The sequence below is a fragment of the Deltaproteobacteria bacterium genome, assembly GCA_019309045.1.
Taxonomy (GTDB): domain Bacteria; phylum Desulfobacterota; class Syntrophobacteria; order BM002; family BM002; genus JAFDGZ01.
This window is the reverse complement of the sequence record JAFDGZ010000079.1, coordinates 1-13474: the sequence shown is the minus strand read 5'-3', so window position 1 is coordinate 13474 and position 13474 is coordinate 1. Positions and strand designations below refer to the sequence as shown.

The window sequence follows — 13474 nt, the reverse complement described above, 5'->3', positions numbered from 1 at the left end:
GCACTGATATGAGCCGCCGGCATGGGTTAGAACCCCCTTGAGTACAACACCATTTTCACTGTGCAACAGACGACCGATCTCCAGCAGCAGGGGATCATCAGGAGATACACCTGAACGCTGACCATCACAGTCGATTTCAATGAGGACCGGTATGCTGAGGCTGTGGGCCTGCGCCCTGGCTGCTACAAATCCAACCTGCTCAATGGAGTCCACAAGGAGGCTGATCTCGGCGCCCTTTTTTATGAGCTTGACAAGCCGCTCGAGCTTCACTGGGGCAATGCCTACCGCATAGGTAATGTCAACAATGCCGTGTTCGAAATAGTATTCAGCTTCTTTGATGGTTGACACAGTGATGCCGCCTGCTTGCCCAGCCAGAGCACTTCTGAGGATGTCAATGTTTTTTGCCGTTTTTCCGTGGGGCCGCAGATTTACCTGGAGCGCCTCCAGCTGTTTGTGCAGAGATGAGATGTTTTTCTCAATTTTTCCCCTGTCCAGAATGAGGGCAGGAGTTTCCAGCTGGAATAGATTCATATTGATTTCCTCCTGTAACGATTAATTCTGACGGAAGTCACACATGGATCCAGCTGAGGGTGCGTGGTGGCTGCTCTAAGCCGGGGTGACATGGTTGAGCCCCATGTGGTTGGTTCCTGCTCAAACTCCCACCGGACAGGCAAATTCACAGGCGCGGCAGAACTTGACGATTGGCCCGGCAAGGTTGCCTGCGCTGGCTTCACTGCTGATCATACTGTGCGCCCTGTCAGCAGCCATCTGTTCCATACAGCGGCTCCTTTGATAATTGCCGGTAGAAAAAGCATTTTTCGGACAGACCGACTGGCATGTGGTGTTGCAGGTCTCGCACGGCGTGAACTCTGTTGCGGGTGCTGTGGCTTCGAGCTCAGCCTCAATGAGCAGAGCACGCAAGCGAATACGAGGACCCCATTGGGGATTGAGCAGCAGGTTGTTTTTGCCGATAATGCCGAGTCCGGCTTTGACTGCTGCATCTTTTAGGAAGAGTCCTCCATGTTCGACATAATAAGGCAGGTGAAGCGCGCTGAGTCCGTGTTTGCTTTCGAGCCACTGTTTCAATGATTCACATACTTTCATCAGCTGCCGGTTGCCCATGCTGTTGCCGGCAAGCCACCAGTCCAGTCGAGGATTGTCTTGCGGGTGATGCAAACCCAGAACCAGAACTGTTTTCGCATCAGGAGGCCATACAGGCACACTTGCCTCACTGTCCAGTAACCTGGAATTGGGCGCTTCCCTCTGGAGCAATTTATGCGATGGAGTTGTCAAAACGTCATCCAGAGAGGAAATGCCGGCCGTGATCCCGGGGAATGAGTTCGCCCTGGCAATCAATTCACTACTCAATGAGAGCATTGCCATTGAATCTTGCCTTGATTTGTGCACCAGGCAATGGTTGCAGAGAAAGTCCATGCCCTGATGTATGCAGGCCATGGGGCTCCATGTTGCTTGGAGGGGCTCACCTGGGAATTTTCACATTGTCATCTTCATAAATCCCATTTTCGGCTGTCTGGTGACAGGCGATGCAGTTCGATAATGAGCCGATGGTTTTGCGTTTAAAAACGTTTGGCGGAATTTCGTCGTGTTATTCTCTGATGTAGGGAATGTCTGTAATTCTCCTGGGAACCTGGCTCCCCAGACTTCTCATAATCTTGACGGCCCGCTTTGCAGAGCTGTGTTCCGCACTGTTTGCTACGAGATAGTCTATGATAATTTTTTGCGAATCGTTCTCCAGTTCAATGGATTCTCCGAAGTGGTCCTCGAGATTAGCCAGAATTTTGTTCCAGGAAGCTGCCGGCAGCAGCTCGGGTTGATAGGCAAAGTGGCAAGCGCCGCACTGTTCCTTGTAAACTGAATTACTCACTGGCTTGATAAAACTGTGGTGATGCTCGTCATCGCGATGCCTCTGCCGTTTCCTTTTTCGGTGTTCGTCCTGGTGGTCATCATCGTCATCATCCAAGTCCAGTATCCTGTGGAGCCAGCTTGTTTCTCCGTGATCATCGTCATCTGCAACGGAGAGGTGCAAAGTTGTCCCGAAGGCAAGGAAAAATACTGCAAGAAACACAACCAGTGAGGTCTTGGGATTCATGGCAAATTTTCTCCACAAAATAGAGAGCATGCAGCATAAACTGCTTGCCGGCAAATTTTCAGAATTACACTCAATGTCAAGGCTTATTATAGATGTTGCAGGCAGATGCAGCAAGTAGCCACATTTTCTTGATAGGTCGGCGCTCCCGCAAACCGCCTTTATTGACAGCCTGACGGCACATGAGACTGCAGTCAACTGCAGTAGAATTTACGTCGGTTGCAAGCAGGAAAAGCAAATCTCCTCAAGGATCGAAGGTGTTGTTTACAGAATTTTGCACAGGGCAAAATTGTCTACTTCTGCCCGGCTCAGTTCTCCGGGGGCCTTCCCTGTTCGTCCCAGCCGCGGGTTCGATAGTATTCTCTGAGCATTTGCCTCATTTGCTCTCTGGTGATGAGCTGCTCTGTTTCCGGGAGTGGTTCTTCGTGAAAGCGGGGAGGGAGGTGGTCGTCTTCCGGTACGAGTCCTTCCCGCACATTGAAGCGGCGTATGTTGTCTTTGATCTCAGAGGCTACATGGCGCATACTTTCTTTGTGCCAATCTATCCCGGTTGCCCCTCTGATCATGGCAGCCAGCTCCTCCCACTGGTAGAGATCCCTGTAGAAGCGGCACAATATGAGCGTGTCGAAAATCGTCAGACGGTCTTCCCATTCCGCAAAGATTTCTGCTTTGCCCTCGATCTGTTCCGGATCTACCATGCCGCTCAGTTCCGGTTTATAAAAAGTAGCGCGCAGATGGCAGGCTCCCCGATCGGCAGTGCCGTATGCCAGCCCCATACCCTTCAGAACCCGCGGATCATAGCCGGCTGGCTCCAATCCCTTGACGTGAATAGCCTGCTCGTCCATATGCCATTCTTCGGCTGCTGCTCTGATGCCGCGCGCCAGTAAATCTCCGATTCCTTCCCGGGCGGCTATTTTTCGAATGAGTTGCGCCATGCCGTCAACATCACCATAGTCGATGGAGTAGTCGAGCCTTCCTTGACGCTTGGCCTCGATGGTGAAGGCAACGAGGTTGCCGGCGGTTATAGTGTCCAGACCGAGACGGTCACAGATGTCATTCAGGTAGGCGATTTCCTCTATACTGTCTACCTCGCACAGGCCTCCGAAGGAGTAAATCGTTTCGTATTCAGGACCTTCTATCTTCAGGCCGGCGTGGCGCCCCTCCTTGATAGTGGTGAGCCGGCCGCATGCCATAAAGCACTTGCGACAGGCATGTGGTTCCACTTTGCAGCGGCTGTGGAGGGCGGTAGCATTGATTTGTTCTCGATGCTCTGCCCGACCTTTGTGCCAGTAGCGGGTCGGAAAGCCTCCTGTCTCGTTCATGATGTCCACCAGCATAGGCGTGCCCATGCTCTTGTAGGCTTTTACCCCGGGATTTTCTCTGCTGGTCTGCGCTGTTGATTTTGCCAGATTTTTCAACAAGGAGCTGTCCGCAAAACTTCGCCTCTGTTTCCCCCAGAAGGCGATAGCTTTGAGTTTTTTCGAACCCATGACTGCCCCGGGTCCAGTGCGTCCGGCGCTCCTCCAGTAGTCGTTCTCCACCACTGCAAAGGTGACGAGCTTTTCACCAGCTGGCCCGATGCAGATAACACCACATTTTCCGGCTTCGGGCCGGTTCCTGAGTATCCATGCTTTGACAGAATCCTCTGTTGACATAGTATCCTGTCCCCAGAGCATGTGGGCTGAATGGAACAGTACTCCCTCTTCATTGATTTCAAGCCAGCGAGGCTCAGGTGCGGCGCCGTGGATCATGATAGCATCAAATCCACTGCCGTTCATGTACTCTGCCACTGTGCCGCCCGCATAGGATTCGGAAAAGAAGCCTGTCTGCGGCGATTTGCTATATATTCCGTGGCGGCAACTTCCCCAGATGGGACTGCCTGTCAACGGTCCTGTAGCCAAGATCAAGCGATTTTCTGGAGCAAATGGATCCACTGCCGGTGGATTGTGCTGCAAGAGAAGTTGAACTGCCAGGCCTTTGCCGCCCAGGCCTCTAGAGAGAAGATCGTTGTCCAGCTGAAGGACCTCAAAGGTTTGCTCGGTCATATCGACAACGAGCAATTTGCCGTGAAACCCTTTCATGGAGGCTCTCCTTGCAAATAAAGCCGTCTTCTTTATGGCACCTGGCACTGATTCGCAATATTCGGATATCAGATCCCGAGATAGGCAGACTTGATATGAGGGTCTTCCAGTAGTTGCAGCGCCGGACCCTCCATTACTATCCGCCCATGCTCCAGGACATAGGCGCGGTCGCTCAGGCTGAGAGAGTTCTTCACATCTTGTTCGACAAGAAGCACAGTGGTTCCCTGGTTGGCTATTTGCCGAACAGTGGCGAAGATCATTTTGATGAGAATCGGAGCCAGTCCCAGGGATGGTTCGTCCAGCATGAGGAGTTTAGGTTTGGCCATGAGACTCCGACCGATAGCAACCATCTGCTGCTCGCCACCGGAAAGCGTCATGGCCATTTGCCGCTCCCTCTCTTTGAGGCGGGGGAACAATTCATAAACCGCTTCCAGAGTCTGTTCTTTGACCTTGTCGGCCCGCGGGTTGTAGGCACCGACAATGAGATTGTCTCTCACTGACATGAGAGAGAAAAGGCGTCTGCCTTCCGGTACCTGGATAATCCCCAGTTCGACGATCTCATCTGGGGCTGACTGCTGGATGGGCTTGCCCTGAAAATGGATGGCCCCTCTGGCTGGAGTAATCAAGCCGGAGATGGTGTTCAACAAAGTAGATTTACCAGCGCCATTGCCGCCGATGATGCTGACAATTTCGCCTTCTTTTACATGGAGCGAGAGGTCAAAAATGACCTGGACGTCTTCGTAGAACACATCGATATGGTCAACCTCCAGAAATGACATACTCGTCTCCAAGATAGGCTTTGATTACATTTTCATCTGAAGCCACTTCCCGCGGCGTGCCTTCAGCGATTTTCTTGCCGAAATGCAGGACGGCCACCCTGTCCGAAAGGGCCATAATGGCTCGCATGATGTGCTCGATGACGAATATCGTGATCCCCTTGGCGCGCAGTCCTTTGATGATCTGCACCATTTCATCCACCTCAGCCGGACGCAGCCCTGCCATGACTTCGTCCAGCAGCAGGAGCTTGGGCTCTGTGCCCAAAGCTCGGGCAATCTCCAGTCGTTTGCGATCAGCTATGGTGAGGTTGCCCGCTCTCAGGTCTTTCTTTTCAGTAAAGCGCAGGTGTTCGAGCACCTGCAAGGCCTTTTCCTCGGCCTCGGCCTTCTTGCGGGTCCTGGCAAAGCTTCCCACCATTACATTGTAGAGCACACTCTTGGATGAAAAAGGTTTGACCAGCTGGAAGGTTCTCGCGAGCCCTTTCTTGCACAGGTTCCAGGGCTTTTCGCCCGTGATTCTGGCGCCGTCAAAAAGGATTTCGCCATGTGTTGGCGGGTAGACGCCTGCTATGCAGTTGAATGCCGTTGATTTTCCCGCACCATTCGGGCCGATCAGTCCGAAGATCTGGCCCTGCTCTATAGACAGGCTGAAATTGTCCAGCGCCCGCAGTCCGCCGAAATCTTTTGTAATATTATTTATTTCCAGGATTTTCATGCCTCAAGTTCCTGGGCTTTCTGCCCGATAATGCGATCTACCACACGGTTGTAAAATCGGCCGAGCGGCTCCTGGAGTCCGCGCGGCTGGAAGATCATGACGAGAATAAGCACCACACCAAATATGATCAGATGCAATCCAGGGAGTTTGTCGCCAAAATAAATGCGAGAGAAGTCGCTCACAGGTCTCAGGAGCAGAGCTCCCAGCACCGGCCCCAGAATTGAGCCCCGTCCGCCAATCAAGGCAATGAAGGCAATTTCAAAAGAAAGATCCAATGAAATGACGCTCTTGGGATGAATGTACAGGGTGAACTGGGCGTAAAAGGTTCCTGCCAGGGCCGTAAGAAAAGAGCTCATAGCCATGGCAATCAGTTTAGCCCGGGCCACGTTGACCCCCAGCGCCATGGCTGCCTCTGGTTCTTCGCCGCCGGCATTCAGGTAGTAGCCCAGTTTGGACTGGGAGATGAAATATGTGAAGGCGAGGACAGTGATCAGCATAACCAGGATGATGTAATAGTAAGGCTCTTTGCTGGCGAACATGAATTGTTTCAAGCCCATGTTGAGAGGCGGGATCTGCAGACCGCGAGGGCCGTTCAAGATGAACGGGCCCAGCTTGTCGATGTTTTCGACCATCACCCGGATCCCTTCGGAAAAAGCAATAGTTGCCAGAGCGAAATAGGCGCCGCGCATTTTGAAGGTGGGCAGACCGATAAGAACTCCTGCTATGGAGGCCAGTAAACCGCCGACGATCATCCCCAGCCAAGGACTGATGCCGTATTGCAGCGATAGGATAGTGGAGGTGTAGGCCCCGATGCCGACGAACACCGCATGCCCGAGAGGGAGCACTCCGGCAAAGCCACCAACGAGGTTCCAACTGGTGGTGAGATAAGCATACAGGTAGAGCAAGATAAGGATATGCAGGTAGGTGGCGCTCCGAACGACAAGCGGCAAGGCAAAGACAATGATAGTGAAGCCCAGAACAACAACTATATTGATCCTGTCACGGGTCATTAGATATCCAGTTCGGAAGACAGTTCTGCTTACCAGTCGTATTTTACGCCAAAGAGCCCTGATGGCTTGACAAACAAAAAGATAAGAAACAGGCCATAAACGATGGCCTCTGTCCAGGTCGCTGTCATGAACTGCGGGCCAAGAGATTCGATGAGTCCGATAATGATGCCGCCCAGAATAGCTCCGCCAATGCTCCCGAGGCCTCCCAGCACAACGATTATGAAGCCTTTGATATCAAAAAGGACCCCCACGGAAGGAAAGACATTGTAGAATGGGATCAGAGTTACGGCGGCAATGCCGGCTGTTGCCGTACCGATACCAAAGGCAATGTTGTACACCTTGTACTGATTGATTCCCATCAGGCTGGCCGCCTGTCGATCGAGGCTAGTGGCACGAATGGCGCGGCCCAGACGGGTTTTCTGGAAAAACAGGTACAACAGCAAAGCCGTGATGATGGTTGCTGCAAAACCCCAGAGTTTGGGAACGGAGATGAGCATCTGGCCGATTTCCAGCATTTTTCCTCTCAGAGGATTATGCTGCAGGTTCCGGTACTGCGGTCCGAATATCAGAAGGGTGAGGTTGTCCAGTACGTACCAGACGCCGGTGGTTACGATGATTACCGTGATGGGTTCACGGACGTCTTTTTCGGCCTTGAAAATGGGTTTGATGACGATGTCCTGTAAATAGTAGCCGAATAAGAACATGGCCGGGACCACCACGATCAGTGTCAGATATGGGTGCAAGCCGCTCAGCGCCACTGCCCAGTAGGCCACGTACATGCTTACCATGAGCAGCGAGCCATGGGCGAAATTGATGACCTTCAGGACTCCAAATATGATGGTCAATCCCAGGGCAGTGAGGCCATAGATGGAACCCATAAGAATGCCGTTGATAGTGTCTTCCAGAATGAAAATCATGTCGAACTCTCAGCATGCAAGACAGGCATGGCTGCCCCGGGGCGCACCAGCGAGGCAGCGCCCCTGAGAAGCCGATGAGCGGGCTATAGTGGACCTGCCCGCGCCGGGCAACAGGGCGCGGGCTCCGTTGGCAGCTGCTATTTCTTGGGCATAGGAAAGACCGGTTTGTAGCCGGCGCGCCGGGCATTCTTGGGCCAGACGGTAATGCGCTCCAAGCCGTTGCCGATATCATTGATCTGTACCATGACAAGTGAGGCGTGTTTGTTCTGGCCAGTACTGTCAAATTCCACTGCATCATAGCCGACAATCATACCGGGGCCGCTGGTGAGCTTGGTGGTTGCAAGTGCCTGGCGAATCTTTGCAGGATCGAGTGATCCGGCCCTTTCCAGGGCGTCCTTCAAAACATACATGGCTAGATAGGCGTCTACCGCCTCCCCCGTCAGATTGTAGCCGTATTTTGCCTTGTACTTTGCATTGGCCTCCTTGGCGCCGGGTTTATTGACATCTGTTTCCCATTCGACGATGTCGAAAAGGTATCTGGAGTTGTCGCCAGTGGCCTTGATGAAGGAGGGATCAGCATGACCACCGCCGCTGGCGATTATGGCCTTCAAGTCTACCTTGTATTCCGCCAGCGTGTTGGTAAGCAAAATGGCGTCGGCAGCATTTGATACCAGCATCAAGACGTCAGGTCTCGATCTTCTGATCTTCTGGACCACAGGACTGAGATCGGTGGCGGTAGAGGGATAGGGTTCGTCCAAGACGACTTCATAGCCGCCCTTATTGGCCAGTTTCTTCCACTGCTCGGCAATGCTTTTTCCCCAATCGCCGTTTTCATAGACGAATGCAAGGCGTTTGACTCTTGTACCGAATTCATTCTGTATGTCCTTGAGGAAGGCAAACTGGTCGCGGCTCCACCAGCTGCTCTTGGCGGCAATGCGGAAAACGTTCTTGAAACCCTGCTCGGTGATCTTGTCGGCAACCGATACCGGCACAATAAAGGGAATGCCGTACCGTTCCGCAACCGCGGTGACCGGATAGGTCACGGCCGAGTTCCAGCAACCGGTAAGCACGTGAACCTTTTCCGTGTTGATCAGGCGCTCTGCTTCAGCAACGCCCTTCTCGGGCTTTGACTCAGAATCGGCATAGAGCATCTGCAACTTGGCCCCCCCGAGAGACTTGATTCCTCCTGCGGCATTGATCTCTTCAACCGCCATTTCCCGGGCATTCTTGCCCTGCTCACCAACCGAGGCAGAAGGGCCGGAAAGGGGAATGATGTTGCCAATTCTTACTACTTTTTCCTTAGCTTGCAGGGATTCTCCAAAGGCAAAGATGAGGGCGCCCGCTAGCAACACAGCCAGAGAGCATTTCAAAACCGTAGTTCTGTTCCTGGTAATTCTCATGGTCTCCTCCTTTTTTTGTGATACAAGATTACCCCAAGCCAAATACTGACCTCTCGGCAATGCTCGAGGTCGGCAAACTCGAACCGTTTGCTATCAGGCTTCAGCATCTTTCTTATAGGTATCACCGTAAAAATATAGCACAATGTCCGGGGGAAGCTTGCAGTGCAACAGAGTTCGCTTCACCTGGGGCGCTGCCTCCGAATTAATCTCCACTACCAGGAAAGTCTTGGAGTTGACAGCATCCCGGTGAAGCTTGGTTTCGAGAACTGTCCCTGCCGTCTCTTCCAGAGCCTGGACAACCTCGGTAAAATCAGCGATTTTGCCGCTGCCGACTTTCTTCTCGAGGACCACATAACTGCGGCAGGGGTCCAGGTCTTCTTTAATCTGCCAGAAACTACCAGGTAACAAACGCACCTCTGTTTCCATTTCTAGAAAGGGAATCATTTCGTCAGTGAATGGAGTCCTTCCTCGAGGATTGTCAATCCTTTCTCCACAAGTTCATCTTCGATATTGAGCGGCATGAGAAGACGGATGACATTGCCGTAATTGCCGCAGGTCAGGATGATCAGGCCTTTTTCGAAGCAGAACCTGCTAACAGCTCTTGCTTCATCTGCTGCGGGTTTCTTGGACTGGCGGTCTTTGACGAGTTCGAGAGCAAGCATTGGACCGATGCCGCGGACGTCCCCCACCACTTCGAATCGATCCTGAAATTGCTCGAGCCTCTGACGGACTCTACGGCCGAGTTGACGGCCTTTCTCCAGCAGGTCCTCACTTTCAAAGATTTCCCAGACGGCCAGTGCTGCACGGCATGCCAGGGGATTTCCTCCATAAGTGCCGCCGAGGCCGCCCGGGTGCACTGCGTCCATGATTTCCTTCTTGCCGACCACAGCACTCAATGGCAGGCCGGCAGCCAGGCTCTTGGCCACGATGGTGATGTCCGCTTCTATGTTCCAGTGTTCCATGGCAAACATGGCGCCGGTGCGTCCCATGCCGGTCTGAATTTCATCGGCAATGAAATGAATGCCATACTGGTTACAAATTTTTTGCAATTTGGGAAAGTATTCAGGAGGAGGAACAATGAAACCTCCCTCGCCGGTGATGGGTTCAAATATGAGGGCAGCAGTGGATTCGGGAGCCACGTGAGAGAGGAAAAATTCCTCCAGATAATCAGCACAGATCACGTTGCATTGCGGATATTCCAGCCGAAAGGGGCAGCGGTAGCAATAGGCGAAGGGCATGCGGTACACTTCTGGTACCAGCGGTCCAAAGCCAAACTTGTAAGGTTTGACTTTGCTGGTGAGACTCATGCCAAGCACGGTACGGCCGTGGAAAGCGTTTTCGAAGGCGATGACAGCCTGCCTCTTGGTAATGTAGCGGGCGATTTTTACTGCATTTTCTACCGCTTCCGCACCGCTATTGACGAAGAGAGTGGCTTTGGGAGTATCGCCTGGCACAGCCGAATTCAGTTTCTCCGCCAGTCTTACGGCCGGTTCGTAAGGGAGAACCATAAAGCAGGTGTGGGTAAATTTTTCTGCCTGGTCTTTTATGGCAGCAACAACCTTCGGGTGAGAATGGCCCACATTCATAACCGCGATGCCAGTGGCAAAATCGATATACTGCCTTCCCTCCACATCATAAACCAGAGCCCCTTCGGCCCTGTCGATGTAGCAGGGATTTGCACTGGCATACCCTTTGGCGATCACCTGAGAGCGCAATTCCCCTAGGCGTTCGTTTGTCAAGTGCTGGCCCATTTGTCTCTCCTCGTTTGCTCAGTTGATCGATCACGGTTGATAGTCTCAGGATGGTATACTGGGAGGACGGAGGAGCAAAATACGGGCCATATTGTAACATGTGGAATATATTACTAAAATACTTTTATGCAGGGTGATTGCCGGAAAGCAAAACGGTTCTTTGATGCAATTGTGAATCAACTCATGACATATCATGCTGCTATTTATGGCAATCTGGTTGATGCAATTATGAATCAAAACGCAATTGCATAAACATTTCTTCAAAAACAACTAGATAGAGATACGGCGATTCATTAATGAATCTCATGAAAAGGCGAGTCCGTGTTTTTTCATCTTACGAACGATGGTGGGCTGGCTGATTCCCAGGTGCGCTGCCAGTTCACGCGTTGTTTTACAATGACTCATGGTGTTTCGCAGAATTTCCCGCTCCAGCCGCGACAGTTCTTCTACCAGCGGTCGTGAGGGTTGTGGCTGCAATCCTCCAGGTTTGTCAGCTGGATGCAGCGGTTTCATGCTCGCTACCAGGAAGTCATCCAGGACAGCACTTTCACTCATGACAACCGCTCTCTTGATCAGATTTTTCAGCTCCCGCACGTTTCCTGGAAAGGGATATTGTTGAAACATTTCCATGGCCTTGGCTCGAAAGCGCTTCCTCATGCCATATAATTTGTTGTATTTGGCAAGAAAATGGTGGGCCAGTCCAAAAACATCGTCTGGCCGCTCTCTCAGGGGAGGAATTTTTATGCTGAAAGTATTCAGGCGATAATATAGATCCTGGCGGAATCGTTTACGCTTGACTTGCTGCTCCAGATCCTGATTGGTTGCCGCAATTACCAGGCAATCTATTTCTAGAGCTTTTAGTCCACCGAGCCGCATAATTTCATGATCATCCAAACATTTCAACAACTTTGCTTGCAGGGGCAGGGGCAAATCACCGATCTCGTCAAGAAACAACGTTCCCTTGTGGGCCAGTTCGAACAGACCGGCTTTGCCCTGCTTGCGTGCGCCCGTAAAGGCGCCATATTCGTACCCGAAAAGCTCAGCCTCGAGCAGAGTTTCCGGCAAGGCAGCGCAGTTGATCTGGATAAAAGGACTGGACTTACGCTCGCTGTGTTGATGAATGAACTTAGCAAGCAATCCTTTGCCGGTTCCAGATTCTCCCAGCAGCAAAATATTGGAAGCGCGGATCTGGGCGAGCTTCAGGGCGACTCTCAGAACCTGACGCATCTGCTTGCTCTCGGCTATGATCTCCTGGCCCCGCAGTTCTAATATACTCAGCTCGGCCAGTTCTGCCTTGATCTTCTGGTTGACCATGTAGCTCTCCTCGAGTTCCTCCCGAATGGCGTTCAGGTCTGTCATGTCACGTTCATTGACCACAACCAGGTAGATGTTGCCTTTTTCATCGAATGCCGGGGTTCCGGTGGCCAAGAGGTAGCGGCCGGTACGAGGCACATACTGCATGAGGCTGACTTGCCGCTTGGTGTCGAGCACTTCCAGGGTAACAGATCGATCAAAAAGATCTTCTGCAACCAGATCGGCAATGTTCTTGCCTACTACTTCTTCGGCCCTGATGCCGTTCAATCTTTCGGAAGCTTCGTTGATATTGATAACTTTTCCCTCCCCATTGCACACCCAGATGCCGTCGAAGGAAGTCTTGAAGATGGTTTCGAGCTGCCTATTGAGTTGCTTGTAAGATTCGAGCTTTCTGGCAGCGTTCTCGAACTCTTGCATTTCTTGAAAACTGCAAACCGTACCGAGTATGACTTTTCGCTGTTCGATCAAAGTAATGTTCAACACCAGATTGACTTTCTTGCCGATAATGTGATGTCCAAGCTTCGGCTTTCCTGTTTGCAGGCATTCTATGACCTGCTGGCCAGTAAGCGGCAGGACATCACAGATGTAAAGGCCAATATGTTTTGCTGCCTGGAGATCCAGGATTCTTTCCGCCTGCTTGTTGAAGTAAATGATGGTGCCTGTCGCATCAGTCACCACGATGCCATTGCTGGTGGCATGAAAAATTTGCTTGTAGCTGATTGGCGACCGCATGACTCCTCCTGCTATTATTTTGGAAACGCCCGCAATAGTTGGCTCTCTGGGATAATAGCTTTGCTTCAAAAATGAACTCTAGCCTTCGCCTCTCCAGGGCTTCTTGCATTGCCTGCCATATTTCATCATTTATGGCAGCTGATGTCTAGTTGACCAGTGGACACCTCCGGGACTGGAAACAGCGAACCTGCCAGATTAAGAGGAGTCCACAGCAGTTCTGTATTGCTTCCCTTGCTGGGACTTCCGTCTATTCTCAAGGTATAGATGGCAATCTCCCTGTATCCCGGCGGACTCGACGATCAACCCCTGTGCTTCAAGCAAGCAGTGTGGCTGGGACACGTAGGAAGACACGCCGTGTCTAACAGTCCGGGCGGCGCGATCTGTCGAGCGCTCTATAAGATAGAGCAATAATTTACCTCCCAATAAACGGCGTGACTCGAGTAGGTGGCTTGTTCGTCCAGCCTGCTGCCGATGTTTTGACAAAAGCGTCATCTTATGGGAATGATATCAGCGTAGGCGAAGCCGTTTCGCTGCACCACCTGGCCAACCTGCACCTCCAGGCGCTTCTGAAACATCGGTCCATCCACGACAATGGTGTGCATTTCTCCATTTTCTCCACAGGGGTCCACTCCGTCCGGGAGATCGCGGAGCAATTCTGCACACCAGCGGCG

The 13474-nt window shown here is 52.0% G+C and carries 12 protein-coding genes and 1 pseudogene; all 13 read right to left on the bottom strand.

Translation table 11 applies throughout. The features are described from left to right. Nucleotides 1–531, bottom strand: a 531-nt coding sequence (locus JRI89_14125) for an alanine racemase (protein ID MBW2072377.1), incomplete at its 3' end; no start/stop codon positions are given. Between the two features lie 120 nt (nucleotides 532–651). After that, nucleotides 652–1455 carry a hypothetical protein gene (locus JRI89_14120; GenBank protein ID MBW2072376.1) on the bottom strand — a complete coding sequence of 268 codons (804 nt, stop codon included), beginning with the start codon at nucleotides 1453–1455 and terminating at the stop codon, nucleotides 652–654. 25 nt (nucleotides 1456–1480) lie between these two features. After that, a pseudogene (locus JRI89_14115) lies at nucleotides 1481–2110 on the bottom strand (diheme cytochrome c). A 305-nt stretch (nucleotides 2111–2415) separates the two neighbouring features. Beyond that, nucleotides 2416–4188: an aldehyde ferredoxin oxidoreductase family protein gene (locus tag JRI89_14110; GenBank protein ID MBW2072375.1), complete on the bottom strand. Its 1773-nt coding sequence runs from the start codon at nucleotides 4186–4188 to the stop codon at nucleotides 2416–2418. A 68-nt stretch (nucleotides 4189–4256) separates the two neighbouring features. Then, entirely contained in the window at nucleotides 4257–4967 is a 711-nt protein-coding gene (locus JRI89_14105; GenBank protein ID MBW2072374.1) for an ABC transporter ATP-binding protein, read from the bottom strand. Continuing rightward, entirely contained in the window at nucleotides 4948–5679 is a 732-nt protein-coding gene (locus JRI89_14100; protein MBW2072373.1) for an ABC transporter ATP-binding protein, read from the bottom strand. Before JRI89_14100 ends, JRI89_14105 begins: the two co-directional genes overlap by 20 nt. Then, a complete protein-coding gene (locus JRI89_14095) occupies nucleotides 5676–6689 on the bottom strand; it encodes a branched-chain amino acid ABC transporter permease (GenBank protein ID MBW2072372.1) in 1014 nt (337 codons plus the stop codon). Before JRI89_14095 ends, JRI89_14100 begins: the two co-directional genes overlap by 4 nt. A 29-nt stretch (nucleotides 6690–6718) precedes the next feature. Continuing rightward, nucleotides 6719–7606: a branched-chain amino acid ABC transporter permease gene (locus JRI89_14090; protein ID MBW2072371.1), complete on the bottom strand. Its 888-nt coding sequence runs from the start codon at nucleotides 7604–7606 to the stop codon at nucleotides 6719–6721. 137 nt (nucleotides 7607–7743) lie between these two features. Further along, nucleotides 7744–9006 carry an ABC transporter substrate-binding protein gene (locus tag JRI89_14085; GenBank protein ID MBW2072370.1) on the bottom strand — a complete coding sequence of 421 codons (1263 nt, stop codon included), beginning with the start codon at nucleotides 9004–9006 and terminating at the stop codon, nucleotides 7744–7746. Between the two features lie 93 nt (nucleotides 9007–9099). Continuing rightward, nucleotides 9100–9420 (bottom strand): hypothetical protein, encoded by a 321-nt coding sequence (locus JRI89_14080; protein MBW2072369.1) that lies wholly within the window; start codon nucleotides 9418–9420, stop codon nucleotides 9100–9102. A gap of 26 nt (nucleotides 9421–9446) precedes the next feature. Further along, the gene (gene gabT, locus JRI89_14075) at nucleotides 9447–10757 is read right to left on the bottom strand and encodes a 4-aminobutyrate--2-oxoglutarate transaminase (GenBank protein MBW2072368.1); all 1311 of its coding nucleotides are present in this window, start codon (nucleotides 10755–10757) and stop codon (nucleotides 9447–9449) included. Nucleotides 10758–11060: 303 nt separating this feature from the next. Then, on the bottom strand, nucleotides 11061–12803 hold the full coding sequence (locus JRI89_14070; protein ID MBW2072367.1) for a sigma 54-interacting transcriptional regulator: 1743 nt from the start codon (nucleotides 12801–12803) through the stop codon (nucleotides 11061–11063). Nucleotides 12804–13291: 488 nt separating this feature from the next. Further along, the coding region (locus JRI89_14065; GenBank protein MBW2072366.1) for an ATP-binding protein at nucleotides 13292–13474 on the bottom strand (183 nt) is incomplete at its 5' end.

What these genes read in the sequence shown, in the direction of transcription:
- JRI89_14120 (MBW2072376.1), bottom strand. Translation starts at nt 1,455, where the DNA reads ATGGCCTGCATACATCAGGGCATGGACTTTCTCTGCAACCATTGCCTG.
- JRI89_14110 (MBW2072375.1), bottom strand. Translation starts at nt 4,188, where the DNA reads ATGAAAGGGTTTCACGGCAAATTGCTCGTTGTCGATATGACCGAGCAA.
- JRI89_14105 (MBW2072374.1), bottom strand. Translation starts at nt 4,967, where the DNA reads ATGTCATTTCTGGAGGTTGACCATATCGATGTGTTCTACGAAGACGTC.
- JRI89_14100 (MBW2072373.1), bottom strand. Translation starts at nt 5,679, where the DNA reads ATGAAAATCCTGGAAATAAATAATATTACAAAAGATTTCGGCGGACTG.
- JRI89_14095 (MBW2072372.1), bottom strand. Translation starts at nt 6,689, where the DNA reads ATGACCCGTGACAGGATCAATATAGTTGTTGTTCTGGGCTTCACTATC.
- JRI89_14090 (MBW2072371.1), bottom strand. Translation starts at nt 7,606, where the DNA reads ATGATTTTCATTCTGGAAGACACTATCAACGGCATTCTTATGGGTTCC.
- JRI89_14085 (MBW2072370.1), bottom strand. Translation starts at nt 9,006, where the DNA reads ATGAGAATTACCAGGAACAGAACTACGGTTTTGAAATGCTCTCTGGCT.
- gabT (MBW2072368.1), bottom strand. Translation starts at nt 10,757, where the DNA reads ATGGGCCAGCACTTGACAAACGAACGCCTAGGGGAATTGCGCTCTCAG.
- JRI89_14070 (MBW2072367.1), bottom strand. Translation starts at nt 12,803, where the DNA reads ATGCGGTCGCCAATCAGCTACAAGCAAATTTTTCATGCCACCAGCAAT.